Origin of the sequence: Paenibacillus sp. Cedars, assembly GCF_003184205.1 — a bacterium.
In the GTDB taxonomy this organism is placed as follows: Bacteria; Bacillota; Bacilli; order Paenibacillales; family Paenibacillaceae; genus Paenibacillus_AQ; species Paenibacillus_AQ glucanolyticus.
In genome coordinates, this window is the sequence record NZ_CP020866.1 from 1,820,302 (window position 1) to 1,836,151 (window position 15,850).

The following is a 15,850-nucleotide window of genomic DNA, read 5'->3' on the forward strand; positions in this document are numbered from 1 at the left end:
AATGGCAGGTTTGTTTCTTTTGACAGGGTGTCAACTGAAATATTATACTAAAACACGATATATAAGGATTAACGTATACATAGATTACTGGGGGATGAATATGACAGACAGCGATTCACGCTTCAAACCCTTTAGGCTCTTGGGAAGAGCGACCCTGTTGAATTGCGGCAGGTTAACTGCTGCGGGGTCTGCCAAGTTAGCTAGACAACCCGTTGCAAGGGAGGTTGCCCCATGAATTTACCCAATCGTATTACGTTGGCCCGGATTTGCTTGATTCCTGTCATGATGATTTTTCTGCTGGTGGATTTTGATTTTTACCCGGCCCCCATTGTGTGGAATGATTTTGTCCTGCCATATAACCAATTGATTGCGGCACTGATCTTTATACTTGCTGCGAGCACGGATGGGATTGACGGCTATTTGGCCCGAAAAAACAATATGGTGACTAACCTGGGAAAACTTCTTGATCCGCTGGCTGACAAACTGCTGGTGGCCGCCGTACTCATATCGCTCGTAGAGATGGGAAAATGCGAATCGTGGATTGCTGTTGTCATCATCAGCAGGGAATTCGCGGTTACCGGCTTGCGGCAGATTGCGCTTCTGGAGGGTTCCGTTGTTGCAGCAGGCCAATCGGGAAAAATCAAAACGGTGATTCAGATTGTGGCAATTGTTGCGCTTCTTATCAACAATTTCCCGTTTGTGTTTATGGGGATTCCGTTTGATGTCATTGCCATCTGGGCAGCTGCGATTATTACGCTATATTCGGGAATCGAATATTTTGTCCAGAACAGGCACCTTCTCAAAGGTACCGGGGCATAATAGCAATAGGAGCAATCCTATTGCTTTTTTCTTCCGTGAGCGTAAGAACATAATGAAGTTGAATATAATGTGCAGATACAGTAGAGACAGCAGATACAGGAGGATCGACTAATCATGAAAGCAGAAATCATTGCAGTTGGTACAGAACTTCTGCTGGGACAGATCGTCAATACCAATGCCCAGTACTTGTCCAGAGAGCTTGCTTCAATGGGAATCGATGTGTACTATCAAACGGTTGTCGGGGATAACATGGAGAGGCTCAAGGAGGCCCTCAGGCTGTCCAGCGGCAGAGCTGATATCGTGCTTCTGTCCGGCGGCCTCGGACCTACACAGGATGATCTGACGAAGGATGCCTTAGCTTCCTATATGAACCGGTCGTTGCATATTGACCGGATGGCCATGGACCGGGTCGAACGCTTCTTCCATGACCGGGGATCTGTGATGACGGAGAATAATCGGCGTCAGGCTCTGGCCATCGAGGGAGGTACACCGCTTCCTAACGAGACGGGGCTTGCCGTGGGAAATGCTATTTCTTTTGAAGGCACTCATTATATTGTTTTGCCCGGGCCGCCAAAAGAACTGATCCCGATGTTTGAGCAGGAGGCCAAGCCCTGGCTTCTACAGCACGTCCTGACCGGCGAGCTCCCCATCTATTCGAAGATGCTCAAGTTCGCAGGCATTGGGGAATCCGCACTTGATCAGCGGCTGGAGGACCTGATAACCGCACAGACGGATCCGACCATCGCCTTGTATGCCAAGGAAGGGGAGGTTACGGTCCGGATCTCCACGAAGGCAGCGAGTGAGTCTGAGGCTATGGTCCGGCTGAATGAGCTGGAGACCAGAATTCAGGAGAGAGGTCCTGAGTTTATGTATGCCAACGAGGACGTGCCGATTGAGAAGGTCATTGTAGACCTTATGGCAGATCGAAGCTGGACGCTGAGCGCGGCCGAGAGTTGTACCGGAGGGCTCGTGGCAGAGGCGCTGACATCCATTCCCGGCAGTGCTTCGATGTTTCTGGGCGGAATCATCTGTTATACCAATCAGATCAAAGAGAAGCTTGTACATATCCCGCATGCGCTGCTTGAAGGTGATGATGCGCCGGGCGCTGTCAGTGCGGAGGTTGCCGAGGCGCTTGCGGATCATGTCCGGATGGTGACCGACAGTGATTTTGGTTTGTCGGTAACAGGTGTAGCAGGTCCAGGTTACGCCGAACGCAAGCCCGTTGGCCTTGTGTACATTGGATTGTCCGAACGGGGAAAAGAAACGGAAGTGCATGAGCTGCACCTGCAGGGCAACCGTGAGACGATCCGGCTCCGTGCAACCAAGGCGCTGCTGTATCGGCTTTGGCAGCGTCTCGTTGCCTCCAAGCAGGCCTAGCTTCCCCCTAAGCCGAAGGAAGCCGCTTTTGATAAAAAGTAAATTATTTACACCTGTCTTGGTAGCTGTTCTTGAATTGAAGAATGGTTCCGAGTATAATGTGAAGTACGGAAGAACCGTGGCATATCGAATGATATTGCTGCGGTTCTTCTTCTTTTTTACATAGGGTTCAGAGCATGGGAGGGAAGGAGCGCCGAATAAAAAAAACGAATGTATGTTCGAAAAAAAGCTTGGCAAACGTGTCAAAACAAGGTATGATATGACTATCAACAGTGAAGGGTTGTGGAACAATTGTCAGATCGTCGTGCTGCGCTGGAGATGGCGCTTCGTCAGATAGAGAAACAGTTCGGTAAAGGTTCCATCATGAAACTGGGTGAGTCCACCCATATGCAGGTAGAGATTGTGCCAAGTGGATCGTTGGCGTTGGATATAGCTTTAGGAACCGGCGGTTTGCCTAAAGGCCGGATTATTGAAGTATATGGACCGGAATCCTCCGGTAAAACAACAGTAGCCCTCCATGCTATTGCTGAAGTTCAGAAGGCTGGCGGACAAGCTGCATTTATCGATGCCGAGCATGCCCTGGATCCATCGTATGCAAGCAAACTGGGTGTTAATATTGATGAATTGCTGCTCTCCCAACCGGATACGGGTGAACAGGGGCTTGAAATTGCGGAAGCATTGGTACGCAGTGGTGCTGTAGATATTATTGTTATTGACTCGGTTGCTGCGCTTGTGCCGAAAGCTGAAATTGAAGGCGATATGGGTGATTCCCACGTGGGTCTGCAAGCTCGTCTGATGTCTCAGGCTCTTCGTAAATTGTCGGGTGCCATCAATAAGTCGAAAACGATTACCATCTTTATCAACCAGCTTCGTGAGAAGGTTGGTGTTATGTTCGGTAACCCTGAGACTACTCCGGGCGGACGTGCTCTGAAGTTCTATTCCACGGTTCGTTTGGACGTGCGCCGGATTGAGAGCATCAAGATGGGTAACGATGTGGTGGGTAACCGCACACGGATTAAGGTTGTTAAGAACAAGGTAGCGCCGCCTTTCAAACAGGCTGAGCTAGATATTATGTACGGTGAGGGCATCTCTAGAGAGGGAAGCCTGATTGATATCGGAACGGAACTGGATATCGTAGACAAGAGTGGTGCGTGGTATTCTTATTCTGGCGACCGTCTGGGTCAAGGACGTGAGAATGCGAAGCAATTCTTGAAGGAGCATCCGGAAATCGCGAGTGTAATCGAGAATAAAATCCGTGAAGCAAGCAACCTGACCACGGCTGTTCCTGAGCCTTCCGCAGAGGATAAGGAACAAGATGAAATAGAAGAGCAGGAATTGTTTAAGGTAGAGTAGTAATTACGGTTTGAGCTTTTACAGTGTTGAGGACTGTCCGGTGTTTGTAACGCCTGACGGTCTTCTTTGCATTTAACTTAATCGAGGAATCGCTCGGATATTTTTGCCAGGATATTGATGCTGAAGTGAAAGGAGCGTTTATGAAAGAAGAGAATATGGGAGTGTCTGAAGAGGAGGAAACTTCAGGTATTGGACATTTTCCCGATAATGAGGATCTGATCGTAACTTCGGTCGAGATGCTGAGAAAGCCCAAACACCGCTATCAGATCGCATTTGGGCCTTATCAGATGACCGTTCATGAGGACGTTATGCTGAAATACCGCTTGTTGAAGGGCAATGTTTTTCGCAAGGAGGAATTGCAGGAAATTATTGTTGCAGATGAACGGCAGCGCGCTTACGTAGAGGCACTGAATCATCTGTCCCGAAAACCCAGAACGGCTAAGGAAATTTCACAGCGTCTGCAGCAAAAAGGCTTTGAGCAGAATAGTGTAGAGACAACCTTGGAGCGCTTGGAGAAGGATAACCTCGTAGATGATGCGCTCTATGCCAAGATGTGGGCGGAACAGCGAATGACGAGCCATAAGAAGGGAAGATTGTGGGTTAAGCAGGAACTGAGGCAAAAGGGAATAGGCACTGAGCTTATATCAGAGGCGTTGGGCGAGATTAGCGCGGATGCGGAACTTGAGAGTGCGCTGACGGTCGGGAGGAAAAAATGGCAGCAAACCCATGGCGAGCAGTTGGATCGCAAACGTAAAACGGGCGCCTATTTAATGCGACGAGGGTTTGGTGGGGAACAGGTACGGCAGGTACTTAAACTTCTGATTGAAGAGGATCAGCAACAAGGCGAGTGGGACGAAGAGCTGGATGACTTCGAATAAAAGGCAGCCATAATGCAGAACTTCGCAAAAGAATTTGGTTCCACTGGATGAAACTGACGTTTACCCATTGCTTTCCCTTGACAATATCTTTTTATAAATACTAAAATAAATATGAATCTTTTATCATAAATTAGAAACCTTTTTCCTTCCAAAAAAGTGACTACTTTGTGAAAGATTCTTATAACGCCAATTCATAGTGAAATGTATTCCGCTGTTCATGGTGGAATTTGCGAACGTTAATGGGACGTGCGCAGTATGGACGGCAGGTTCTGCCGGAAAATTTTATGTATGAATGAGTAAACTGACAATTGAACATTTCCCAAGGAATGCCTTGGAGGAAACAACGAGGAGGTGAAACAGATGCTGGATACATGGATCTGGATCATAATCGTTCTCGCTGTAGCCGCTATATTCTTTGGGTTCGGTTATTTTATTCGCAAATCCCTTGCAGAAGCTAAAATTTCCAGTGCCGAGCATGCCGCTTTGCAGATCGTTGAGAGTGCGAAGAAGGAAGCAGAGGCATTGAAGAAAGAAACGGTTCTTGAAGCAAAAGATGAAGTTCATAAAATCAGAGCCGAAGCTGAAAAAGACACTCGTGAGCGCCGTAATGAAATTCAACGGCAGGAACGCAGATTGTTGCAAAAGGAAGAGTCGCTGGATAAAAAAATAGAATCTTTGGAACGTAAAGAAGAACAAGTGGCGAACAAAGAGAAACGAATAGAAGAGACCCAGCAGCAAATCGACGCTATTTACAAGAAACAAACTACAGAACTGGAGCGTATCTCCAACCTTACGATGGAGGATGCCCGCAGTATCATTCTCAGCAATGTCGAGCAAGAGGTTCGTCATGAAACCGCTCAAATGATTAAAGAAATTGAGCAGCAGGCGAAAGAAGAGGCTGACAAAAAATCACGGGAGATCATCACGCTGGCTATCCAACGCTGTGCGGCTGATCATGTGGCAGAGACAACGGTTTCTGTTGTCACCTTGCCGAACGAAGAAATGAAGGGCCGGATCATCGGACGTGAAGGCCGGAATATCCGTGCGCTTGAAACCCTTACAGGGATTGACCTTATTATCGATGATACTCCGGAAGCTGTTATTCTCTCCGGGTTTGATCCGATTCGCCGTGAAATTGCCCGTACAGCTTTGGAAAAGCTCGTGGCGGACGGACGGATTCATCCGGCTCGTATCGAAGAAATGGTGGAGAAATCCCGCAAGGAAGTGGACGAACGCATTCGCGAGTATGGAGAACAAGCCACATTCGAAGTTGGCGTGCACGGTTTGCATCCAGATTTGATCAAAATTCTGGGCCGACTGAAGTTCCGTACAAGCTATGGACAAAATGTGTTGAAACATTCCATGGAAGTGGCCTACTTGACTGGCCTGATGGCCGGCGAATTGGGCGAAGACATCGTGCTTGCGAAACGGGCAGGACTGTTGCATGACATCGGTAAAGCGCTGGATCATGAAGTGGAAGGATCGCACGTTGAAATCGGCGTGGAGCTGGCGAAGAAATACAAGGAACATCCGGTGGTTATCAACAGCATTGCCTCTCACCACGGTGATTGTGAAGCAACCTCGGTTATTGCCATGCTGGTTGGCGCAGCTGACGCATTGTCCGCAGCCAGACCGGGAGCGCGCAGAGAGACACTTGAGACGTATATCCGACGCCTTGAGAAGCTCGAAGAAATTTCCGAATCCTTTGAAGGCGTTGAGAAATCGTACGCCATTCAAGCGGGACGTGAAGTCCGCGTTATGGTACAGCCTGAGAAGATCGATGATGCCGAAGCATTCCGCTTGGCACGCGACATTACCAAAACCATTGAGAATGAACTGGATTATCCAGGTCATATCAAAGTCACCGTTATCCGGGAGACCCGTGCGGTGGATTACGCAAAATAGAGTTTGGACCTTAAAAAGTGGCCGCAATTCGGCCACTTTTTATCTTTGAAGATATCAGATCGGAAAGTGGCTGATATCCATAAAACCGGGAACGCTCCTGCTGGAGCAGGACAGGCTTCCCTCGTTAAGGAGTGAATGACATCAAAGTACTATTCATCGGTGATATTGTCGGCAGTACAGGGCGCAAAGCGCTGAAAGAATCGCTGCCAGAGCTGAAGTCCAAATATAATCCTCACATCATCATTGCCAATGGCGAGAACGCGGCTTCGGGACGCGGCATTACCTCGGCCATTGCCAATGAGTTTTTCAATTGGGGCATCCATGGCATCACCTTGGGAAATCACACGTGGGATAACAAGGATATTTTTGAGTTTATCGACGATGAACCGCGTTTGATTCGCCCGGCGAATTTTCCGCCTGGAACACCTGGACGGGGATATACGGTTATTAAAGCAAACGGCAAACAATTGGCCATTGTGAACCTGCAGGGAAGAACATTCCTGCCAGCCATCGATTGTCCATTCCGTGCAGCCGATGAAATTGTAGATGAGTTGCGCCAGAAGAACAAATGCATTCTTGTGGACTTCCATGCCGAGGCGACCTCTGAGAAAATTGCCATGGGTTGGCATTTGGAAGGACGGGCTTCCATGGTGGTTGGAACGCACACGCATGTGCAAAGCAATGACGATACGATACTGCCGGGTGGAACTGCCTACATTACGGATACCGGCATGGTAGGCTCCAAGGAAGGGGTACTCGGCATGCAGCGCGATGCGGTGATGTACAAGTTCAAAACCCAGCTTCCTGCTCGTTTCCAGGTCGATGAAGGCAAGTGGCAGTTCCATGCTGTATGCGTTGATATGGATGAAGAAACAGGGAAAGCCCACAAGATACAAAAAATACGTATGTACGAAGACGAATGGCGGATGGATTAAAAACCGTAAAATTCGTTTAATTAAATTAGGTACGAATGGCAAAAAGCAGGAATTTTTTCCCCTCTCACGAATAACATCTAGTAAGCGGAAGCAAACCATCACTCAACATTCCCAGGGGAGGTACTTACCATGGAAGTATTAAAAGTTTCAGCAAAATCCAATCCTAATTCAGTTGCAGGGGCGCTCGCTGGAGTTCTTCGGGAGCGGGGCGGAGCGGAACTGCAAGCGATTGGGGCGGGAGCACTGAACCAGGCCATTAAAGCGGTAGCGATTGCCCGGGGATTTGTAGCACCGAGCGGGGTGGATCTGATTTGCATCCCTGCTTTTACGGATATTGTGATTGATGGCGAAGACCGGACGGCGATTAAATTGATCGTAGAACCTAGATAAATTTCGGAGGTATTAGCCTGTTTACTCTCTTTTGCGTAAACAGGCTTTTTGCTGTGACACATTGGAAGGAGATGAGCCCGCGATGCGGACAGTTGATTTTCACTGTGATGCCCTGAGTAAAATGTGGGAAGATCCCAAAGCTTCCTTTGTTGATGATCGGCATTTGGATGTTACGCTGCAGCGTATGGAGGAAGGGGATCTTGCGCTTCAGGTATTCGCTGTTTTTTTATCGGAAAAATACGGACGTCCTTCATTTGAGCGGGTACTGGCGCAAATCGATACGTATCGCAGCCGCATTGTGAAGCCAGGTCATCTCAAACCGCTGCTCTGGCAAGAACAGGTCCAGGAGATGAGAGAAAGCTATCATAGCCGTTTTGGTGTTTTGTCGCTGGAAGGTGTGGACGGGCTGGAGGGCAATTTGCATTACGTTAAGCTCTGTTATGACCTGGGTGTACGCTTTATGGGGATTACGTGGAACTATGCCAACTGGGCTGCGGACGGGGCGTTAGAGCAGCGGAATGGTGGATTTACGGAACGAGGGCGGCAGCTGGTGGAGCTGTGTAATTCCACAGGCATTATTCTGGATGTTTCCCACCTGACCCAGGCCGGCTTCTGGGAGTTAACCGAACTTACGCAGCGGCCCATCCTGGCCTCGCATTCCAATGCGTACTCCGTATGCAAGCATCCGCGGAATCTAAGCGATGAGCAGATTCGGGCTTTGATCGCTTTGGACGGAATGATCGGCATTACGTTTGTGCCTTGGTTCATTCGGAGTGATGAAGACCGAGTGAAGCCGGAGGACATCCTGCCCCATATTGAGAAGATTTGTGAGCTGGGCGGAGAGAAACACATGATGTTCGGTTCGGATTTTGACGGGATTGATCAGTGGGTTGCCGGGCTTGAGCATCCGGGGAAATATCCAGACTTCCAGGAGCTGCTCCTCAAGCATTATCCTGAATCAATGGTAAAAGGCTGGATGTCTGATTATGCGCTCCGGTTTCTTGAACAGAATTTGCCTTTGGCTCCGTCCAAAGAGAAATAAAATTCGCATAACGCCCATGATTCAAAGATAACTTTGACAATCCTGTTGCAGATCATATGAGAAATGAGAAGAAGGCACCCAGAATCATCGGGCTGCCTTTTTATTTTTGGGTAATAGAGAGTATAATAGGTGATGGCACGTACAGCATATAGAGAAAAACAAGGAGTGAGAGACAGATGAGTAAAACTGTACCTGTGGGTGTATCCGCCCGCCATATTCATTTATCCCAGGAGCATATTGAGGCATTATTCGGCCCTGGATATCAGCTTACAGAATTCAAGCCTTTGTCCCAGCCAGGACAATTCGCAGCCAATGAAACGGTAGCGGTAATTGGAACGAAGGGACAATTCGATAAAGTAAGAATTTTGGGACCAGCGCGTCCTGCAACCCAGCTTGAGATTTCCCGTACGGATTCCTTTGCAATTGGTGTGAAAGCACCTGTGCGGGAGTCGGGGAATATCGCTGGAACACCTGGTATCACCATCAAAGGCCCAGCAGGCGAGGTAACGGTGGATGAGGGTGTTATTGTAGCCGCTCGTCATATTCATTTCCATACGTCCGATGCGGATCAGTGGGGCATTAAAGACAAGGATCTGCTTAAAGTGCGTCTTGGCGGTGAGCGTGGTCTTGTACTGGAAAATGTGATTGCTCGTGTATCCGATAACTTTGCGCTGGATATGCACATCGATACGGACGAAGCGAATGCGGCTGGTGCCAACAACGGAGATACTGCTGAAATTATTGACTAATTTATAACTTCAGTCAGGTTGAAGGAACAAACTGTATATGTCACGTATGTGCGCTTATAGGAAGCACGTACGGAAGAGCCTGGATCGATGAATTTCGATTTCAGGCTCTTTTTTGAAGTTTGCATCGATCATGTCAGAGTGGTAGCTTAGGCATTAAGATCATGATATAATTTAAAACAGTGCCTATTTAAGAGGTTTTGTCATGTAAAACCAGAGATTTTGTGGATCTAAGGAGTGACCAAGCATGTCCAAAGAAAGTAAGGACTACTCCAAATATTTTGATTTTTCAGGAGCCAAAGTTCTCTCGGAAGATGAACACGGGAAGAGAATTCGCATCAACGGCCGGGAAATCAATATTCTTTCGGAGCCTAATCATAGACAGGAAAAGCAGCGCGGCAAGCAGAGCGTAGAAGTGCTGTACGATACAGAGCTGCCGGAGGAGTTCCGGCGCATCGGAGCGGGCAAGCATTATATTGTATACACGTATGGGTGCCAGATGAATGAGCATGATTCCGAGACCATTAAGGGATTGCTGGAGCAAATGGGCTATCAAGCCACCGAGGATCGCAAGCAGGCGGATATCATTTTGCTGAATACATGCGCCATTCGTGAAAATGCGGAGGACAAGGTCTTCGGCGAGCTCGGCCATCTGAAACACTTGAAGATCGAGAAGCCCGATATGCTGCTTGGTGTTTGCGGCTGTATGTCGCAGGAGGAGTCCGTAGTTAATCGCATTCTCCAGAAACACGGCTTCGTTGACCTCATCTTCGGTACGCACAACGTGCACCGTCTGCCCCATCTTATACAGGAGGCGCTCTTCAGCAAGGAAATGGTTGTTGAAGTGTGGTCCAAGGAGGGTGACATCATTGAGAACCTTCCGAAGAAGCGGGAAGGGCTTCGCGGCTGGGTTAACATTATGTACGGCTGCGATAAATTCTGTACATACTGCATAGTCCCGTATACCCGCGGTAAGGAACGCAGCCGGCGTCCGGAGGATGTTATAGCTGAGGTACGTGAACTAGCCCGTCAGGGTTACAAGGAAATCACGCTGCTCGGGCAAAATGTGAACGCATACGGCAAGGATTTTGAGGATATCGAGTACCGCTTCGGCGATCTGATGGATGCGATCCATAAGATCGATATCCCGCGTGTACGTTTCACGACATCCCATCCGAGAGATTTCGACGATCATCTGATCGAGGTGCTGGCGAAGGGCGGAAATCTGGTAGAACACATTCATCTGCCGGTGCAATCGGGAAGCTCGCAGGTGCTCAAAAAAATGAGCCGCAAATATACGCGTGAGACGTATCTGGAGCTTGCTCATAAGATCAAAAAAGCGATTCCGAATGTTGCGTTTACAACGGACATCATTGTCGGATTCCCTGGAGAAACCGATGAGCAGTTTGAGGAGACGCTGTCTCTTGTCCGCGAAGTAGGTTATGACGCTGCATATACCTTCATCTATTCTCCCCGTGAAGGAACACCGGCAGCAGTGATGGAGGATAATGTGCCGATGGAGGTCAAGAGCGAGCGACTTCAACGTTTGAATGCAGCTATCAGTGAGTACAGCCGCCAGAGCAATGACAGGCTGCTGGGTGCTACGGTAGAGGTCCTTGTAGAGGGTGTCAGCAAGAACAATGATTCCATGCTGTCCGGGCGCACGCGCACGAACAAGCTGGTGCATTTTGAAGGCTCCAGGGATTTGGTGGGAACGTTCGTGAATGTTCAAATTACCGATACGAAGACCTGGTATATTAAAGGCGATATGATTTCCAATCCGATTCCTGCATCGGATGCTGTATAATAGAGGGGCAGGCAGAAATTTACCACGACGTACGTAAAGGCCGTCCTTGTGAGTTCGGCCCGGCGCTGCGTATATGCTTATAGATGATGAAGAATTGGAGCGATGAACCTTGGCACAAGATCATGTTCGTACGAACACATATGGTATGTCAACATTCAATTCGCGTGAATTGATTATACGCGATGATATTTTGGCAAAAGCCGGTGAGCTGGCGAATTTAATATCCACAAGCGAAGAAGTCCAAATGTTTAAGCAAGCAGAAGAGAAAATCCAAAACCACGAACGGGTTCAAGGATTGATCAAGACCATCAAGAAAAAGCAAAAAGAAATCGTTGCTTTTGAATCCTTTCAGAATAAGGACATGGTTGCGAAAATCGAACGCGAGATCGAAGAGCTGCAAGAGGAGATTGACGGCATCCCGCTCGTTATGGAATTCCAGCAGAGTCAAAGCGATATCAACTATCTTCTTCAACTGGTCGTATCCGTGATTCATGATACCGTTTCGGAAAAAGTCAATGTAGAAACAGGAAAAGATACGCCGCCAAGCAGCTGCGGTTAGGCGATTCGAAGGTGCGGAATGGTTCCGCACCTTTTCTATTCGTATCCATCATGCACAGAATGAGGCTGAATAGGGCATAGTAATCTTATGCAGAAGATGGGATGAGGAAATCCTTGACATCATCTTTAAATATGTCATAATGAAATTATCAAATTAATAGTTATGGTGATGGAAATGACGGATCATGAACAGGCGCCACAGCGCAATGCCAAGAAATATAGAACACCGGATGGTGTACCCGCTGATATCGTCATGTTTACCTTGACGAAGCGGGAGCGGAAGACCTTCACCAAGACACTGCCTATACGGGAGCTTAAGGTGATGCTGATTAGGCGCAGATCATGGCCTTGTGCCGGTATGTGGGCACTTCCAGGCGGTTTTTGCCGTGAGAGTGAGTCTATTTACGATGCAGCCAAGAGGGAACTGAAAGAAGAGACCGGGGTGGATGGCGGTCATTTGGAATATTTGGGTGTGTATAGCGCGCCCGGTCGCGATCCACGCGGCTGGATCATCAGCCATGCGTTCTACGCGTTGGTGGAAGAATGGATGCTGGAGCACCGCCAGGCTGCCGATGATGCAGAAGAGGTTGGACTATTCACGGTAGCGGAGGCTCTGGAGGAGCTGGAGCTTGCTTTTGACCACCGGGATATCATCATGGATGCGTATCACAAGATTCAGCAGCAAATGCTGCAAACGACGATTGCCAGACAGTTTTTGCCGGAGCATTTTACACTGAGCGAACTGTATCAGGTTATCCAAACCGTCGTGCCGGAGTTCAATGAACCCAACTTTATCCGTAAGATTACTTCTACCCGAAGCAGGCAGGGAATTTTGGAGGAAGCCCGTGATGAGGATGGCAAACCTCTAAACTCGAATCAGTACTCCCAACGACCGGCCCAATTGTATCGATTTACGGATCATGCACCACTGCTATCTATTTATACGTAACATTTAATCTCAAGCGACTGTTTTTTATCGGCCACATTAATCAATGTACAGAGGAGTGTGTCAGATGAAGGCTTTAATCGTGATAGATTTCACGAATGACTTCGTGGATGGCAGTCTGCCTGTAGGCAAGCCGGCCATTGACATTCAGCATAGAATTGTCGACTTGACCAGACAGTATAATGACAACGGGGATTTCGTTGTGATGGCTGTAGACCTTCACGAGGAACATGATGCTTACCATCCGGAAACGAAGCTGTTTCCGCCTCATAACATTCGGGACACGCGGGGGCGCGAATTATACGGCGATCTGCAACAGGTGTACGAGGAACGCAAGGAAACGATCTATTGGATGGACAAAACGAGGTACAGTGCATTTTGCGGCACCGATCTGAATCAAAAGCTGCGTGAACGCGGGATTACCGAAGTGGATCTGGTCGGGGTATGCACGGATATCTGTGTCCTTCATACGGCGGTGGATGCCTACAATTACGGATATAAGATTACGGTTTATGAGGATGCTGTTGCAAGCTTCAATCCAGAGGGCCATCAGTGGGCTTTAGGTCATTTTCAAGGCAGTCTCGGTGCAGCGGTTGTGCGCAGTGAAGATGGTACGAAATAAGATGAACGAATTAAGATGACAGCTTGTGAATTGCCCGGAAGCATAAAGGGGCAAACGGGTAACACTGGAGGATGATCGTGATGCTGACAGCAGGATTAGCACTACATACGGACAAATACCAGATCAACATGATGTATGCTCATTGGATTAACGGATCTCATCGTACGCGTGCGGTATTTGAGGCTTATTTTCGTAAGCTGCCATTCGGCAACGGGTACGCTGTTTTTGCCGGTTTGGAGAGGATTGTACATTACATTGAATCGTTGCGGTTCTCGGAAGATGACATTGCCTATCTGGCCAAACAGGAAGAGAAGTATAAACCTGAGTTTTTGGAGGAGCTTCGCCAGTTCCGCTTCCAAGGGAATATTCATTCCATGAAGGAGGGGGCGCTGGTCTTCCCGAACGAGCCGCTCATCCGGGTTGAAGGCACCATATTCGAAACGCAGCTGGTGGAAACCGCGCTTCTGAACTTCATGAACTTCCAGACGCTGATCGCCACCAAAGCCTCCCGAATCCGTCAGGTTGCCAGCGGGGACATCCTGCTGGAGTTTGGCACAAGACGAGCGCAGGAAGCCGATGCGGCCGTCTGGGGGGCGCGTGCAGCCTATCTGGCGGGCTTCCACGCCACTTCGAATATGCTGGCAGGGGAGAAATTCGGTATTCCCACCAAAGGCACGCATGCGCATTCCTGGGTACAGACCTTCCGGAGCGAGCAGGAGGCCTTTGACATATTTGCTGAGGTGATGCCGGATCAGGTCACCCTGCTGGTGGATACGTTTGATACGTTAAAGAGCGGGATTCCACATGCAATTGCAACCGCGAAGAAGCTGGAAGCCCAGGGGAAACGGATGAATGCCATCCGTCTGGACAGCGGGGATCTGGCTTATCTGTCCATTCAAGCCCGTAAAATGCTGGATGAGGCCGGTCTTGACTATGTGGGCATCGTAGCCTCGAATGATCTGGATGAAGGAACCATTCTGGATCTTAAAGCACAGGGAGCCAAAATTGACACTTGGGGTGTCGGAACCCAATTAATCACCGCCGCAGACCAGCCGGCTCTCGGAGGCGTCTATAAATTGGTAGAGCGTGAGGTTGACGGTGAGATGGTCCCGACCATCAAGATTTCAGGCAATCCCGAAAAAGTATCGACGCCAGGCAAAAAAGAGGTTTACCGCATCATATCCAAAGGCAGCGGTAAAGCCATTGCCGATTACATCTGCTTCCCTGAAGAGGAGATGCCGCCGGACAGCGGGAAGCTAAAGCTGTTTAATCCGCTGCATCCTTATATGCGTAAGAATGTGCAGAACTTTGAGGCTGTATCCATGCTTGAACCGGTGTTCTTGCAGGGTGAGCTGGTATATGAGCTGCCGAAGCTGGAAGAGATACGGAGTTATCATAACACGCAGCTTGATCAGTTCTGGCCGGAATATTTACGCAAGCTGAATCCGGAGATTTACCGGGTTAACCTTAGTGAGCAGGTCTGGGAAGTCAAGCATCGCATGATGGCTGAGTTTATGGAACAGCATGAAGAATAGAAATAGAATTAACCTGTGGAAATAAAATAAGACGCTCCCTATCTGCTGCTTGGCATGCGAGGGAGTGTCTTTTTGTGCATGGCTACAAATCAAGCTGATCTTGAGCTATAACGCTATCGTTTGCATCGCGGGCGATCAGATGAAGTTTATCCTTATTCATGACAGGGTCAGGCTGATGTTCGTAATACCACATGTACAAATCTTCACTGACATATGGTCTTAATTGGCGATAAGGTATAGATGGTGCAGGCTGACCGTTCACATAGATCCGAAGCGGTTCTTCGCTTCTGTATATCCCGAAGGCGAGCGATGAGTGAACATTTGTCTCTGAAAATATGGAAGGCGAAGAGGAATTCTCAGCCGGAGGGTAGAATGTGGATACAACGGACATATCCCATCCGAACCATCCCCTGGTATGGGCTGATAATTGCAGACCCAGTCCAGGTGTGATGACAAAGGCATAGGCTTTATCTGAAGATGCTTTCGGATGTATAATACGGGCATTCTCCACGCTGAAGGGGGCTTCAAGGTAAGCATGGCTTTTATCCAATACAGATGCTTCAACCGAGCGGTAAGTGCTGAAGTATTCGCAGGTCCCTGTAATGATGATAAAGAGGAGACCCATCTGTAAGTACACTTTAAGGCCAGGCCGGGTAATGAAGGGAACAGCTCCGTAGACTAAGCGAAGAAATAAAAGGATAAGTCCCAAGCTCAGAAAAAAAACGAGAAATGAACCGGCGACGCCTCCCAATTCTGTATGTATTCCAATGCTTTTAAGAGCTTGACTGACGGGCTTGCTGGCGATGGGTAACAGAAGTAATGTCACTAAGGTAAGCAGGAACGAAAAGCGGAAGGATGACGCTTGACTTTCCTGTATAGAATTGTTCATAATGTTCAGTTCAACTCCCGTATATGAAGTAGTTATAGCAAGAGGAGG

Annotated in this window: 15 protein-coding genes; 14 read left to right on the forward strand and 1 reads right to left on the reverse strand. The window is 48.5% G+C overall.

All coding sequences use genetic code 11. The features are described from left to right. Positions 1 to 231 precede the first annotated feature (231 nt). From pgsA to B9D94_RS10220, 14 genes are all read left to right on the forward strand, one after another. A complete protein-coding gene (gene pgsA, locus B9D94_RS10155; protein WP_006211255.1) occupies positions 232 to 819 on the forward strand; it encodes a CDP-diacylglycerol--glycerol-3-phosphate 3-phosphatidyltransferase in 588 nt (195 codons plus the stop codon). 114 nt (positions 820 to 933) lie between these two features. Continuing rightward, a complete protein-coding gene (locus B9D94_RS10160) occupies positions 934 to 2,196 on the forward strand; it encodes a competence/damage-inducible protein A (protein ID WP_063480008.1) in 1,263 nt (420 codons plus the stop codon). Positions 2,197 to 2,487: 291 nt separating this feature from the next. After that, a complete protein-coding gene (recA, locus tag B9D94_RS10165) occupies positions 2,488 to 3,549 on the forward strand; it encodes a recombinase RecA (RefSeq protein ID WP_006211253.1) in 1,062 nt (353 codons plus the stop codon). A 140-nt stretch (positions 3,550 to 3,689) separates the two neighbouring features. Next, positions 3,690 to 4,427: a regulatory protein RecX gene (locus B9D94_RS10170; RefSeq protein ID WP_148246941.1), complete on the forward strand. Its 738-nt coding sequence runs from the start codon at positions 3,690 to 3,692 to the stop codon at positions 4,425 to 4,427. Between the two features lie 363 nt (positions 4,428 to 4,790). Further along, on the forward strand, positions 4,791 to 6,332 hold the full coding sequence (rny, locus tag B9D94_RS10175) for a ribonuclease Y (protein WP_036642458.1): 1,542 nt from the start codon (positions 4,791 to 4,793) through the stop codon (positions 6,330 to 6,332). A 131-nt stretch (positions 6,333 to 6,463) separates the two neighbouring features. Continuing rightward, positions 6,464 to 7,267: a TIGR00282 family metallophosphoesterase gene (locus B9D94_RS10180; RefSeq protein WP_036642117.1), complete on the forward strand. Its 804-nt coding sequence runs from the start codon at positions 6,464 to 6,466 to the stop codon at positions 7,265 to 7,267. Positions 7,268 to 7,396: 129 nt separating this feature from the next. Next, complete coding sequence (locus B9D94_RS10185) at positions 7,397 to 7,657, forward strand: stage V sporulation protein S (protein WP_006211249.1); 261 nt, start codon at positions 7,397 to 7,399, stop codon at positions 7,655 to 7,657. Positions 7,658 to 7,739: 82 nt separating this feature from the next. After that, positions 7,740 to 8,699 (forward strand): dipeptidase, encoded by a 960-nt coding sequence (locus B9D94_RS10190; protein ID WP_148246942.1) that lies wholly within the window; start codon positions 7,740 to 7,742, stop codon positions 8,697 to 8,699. Between the two features lie 176 nt (positions 8,700 to 8,875). Then, positions 8,876 to 9,448: a phosphate propanoyltransferase gene (gene pduL, locus B9D94_RS10195; protein WP_006211246.1), complete on the forward strand. Its 573-nt coding sequence runs from the start codon at positions 8,876 to 8,878 to the stop codon at positions 9,446 to 9,448. 244 nt (positions 9,449 to 9,692) lie between these two features. Then, a complete protein-coding gene (gene miaB, locus B9D94_RS10200) occupies positions 9,693 to 11,252 on the forward strand; it encodes a tRNA (N6-isopentenyl adenosine(37)-C2)-methylthiotransferase MiaB (RefSeq protein WP_006211245.1) in 1,560 nt (519 codons plus the stop codon). A 109-nt stretch (positions 11,253 to 11,361) separates the two neighbouring features. Next, positions 11,362 to 11,811 (forward strand): YlbF/YmcA family competence regulator, encoded by a 450-nt coding sequence (locus B9D94_RS10205; RefSeq protein ID WP_006211244.1) that lies wholly within the window; start codon positions 11,362 to 11,364, stop codon positions 11,809 to 11,811. A 162-nt stretch (positions 11,812 to 11,973) separates the two neighbouring features. Further along, complete coding sequence (locus B9D94_RS10210) at positions 11,974 to 12,759, forward strand: NUDIX hydrolase (protein ID WP_036642123.1); 786 nt, start codon at positions 11,974 to 11,976, stop codon at positions 12,757 to 12,759. Positions 12,760 to 12,823: 64 nt separating this feature from the next. After that, entirely contained in the window at positions 12,824 to 13,378 is a 555-nt protein-coding gene (locus tag B9D94_RS10215) for a cysteine hydrolase family protein (protein ID WP_063480004.1), read from the forward strand. A gap of 80 nt (positions 13,379 to 13,458) precedes the next feature. Beyond that, complete coding sequence (locus B9D94_RS10220) at positions 13,459 to 14,913, forward strand: nicotinate phosphoribosyltransferase (RefSeq protein WP_036642127.1); 1,455 nt, start codon at positions 13,459 to 13,461, stop codon at positions 14,911 to 14,913. An 82-nt stretch (positions 14,914 to 14,995) separates the two neighbouring features. On the opposite strand, the gene B9D94_RS10225 is transcribed toward B9D94_RS10220, so the two are convergent. Next, positions 14,996 to 15,802, reverse strand: coding sequence for a hypothetical protein (locus B9D94_RS10225; RefSeq protein WP_006211240.1), 807 nt, complete (start codon positions 15,800 to 15,802; stop codon positions 14,996 to 14,998). Positions 15,803 to 15,850: the final 48 nt, after the last annotated feature.